The sequence below is a fragment of the Mesorhizobium sp. M1403 genome, from assembly GCF_040317695.1.
In the GTDB taxonomy this organism is placed as follows: domain Bacteria; phylum Pseudomonadota; class Alphaproteobacteria; order Rhizobiales; family Rhizobiaceae; genus Mesorhizobium.
Genome location: NZ_JAMYKY010000100.1, coordinates 1 through 636, shown reverse-complemented (window position 1 = coordinate 636; position 636 = coordinate 1). Strand labels below are relative to the sequence as shown.

Annotated in this window: 1 protein-coding gene; it reads right to left on the bottom strand. The window is 64.9% G+C overall.

All coding sequences use genetic code 11. From position 1 onward, the window contains the following. Positions 1–138 precede the first annotated feature (138 nt). Positions 139–636: IS5 family transposase (locus NKH01_RS35205; RefSeq protein WP_353024752.1), on the bottom strand; the 498-nt coding region annotated here is incomplete at its 5' end.

Here is a 636-nt window from a genome sequence, read left to right as displayed (position 1 = left end):
GGACCTGTTGCGCAGTCATGAGCAAAAGCTTGCGGCGGCGGGGTTGCGGCGGTTGTTCGCTTGTTTGCGGGGGATTTGACGTCTTGTTTGGGGTTTCAGGCGGTCGTCCGACCCTGTATGGGCGGAACTCAGGCGCACCTATCCCGCGATAGCGGCCCATCGGCGCATGTTGAAGGCGATCGCCGCCATCGTCACCTGGGCGGTCGCCTTGGCCAGCCCGACATAGCGGATCGTGGTCAGCTTCATGCGGCACTTGAGGGTAGCAAAGGTGGTCTCCACCGCCGCCCGGCGTCTGGCGATCAAGCGATTGTAGTGCTTGAGACGCGGCGGCAGCTGCGGATGATGCTTGTTGGGGCGGCGCGCGATGCGCACCTTCTTGCCTTCGGCCTTGAGCCGGGCGCGGCGGGCATGGGTGTCGTAGGCGGCGTCCGCCCAAACCGTCTTCTCGTCGCCGCAGATCAAGGTGTCAGCCACGACCGTGTCGTTGACGTTGGCTGGTGTGGTGATCACCGTGCGGATCAGGCCAGAGCCCTCATCCACCCCGACATGAGCCTTGTAGCCGAAGGTGAAGCCGCCCTTGCCCTGCCGCGCGGTAATGCGGGCATCTGGATCCTTCGACGGCCGCTCAAGCGTCGG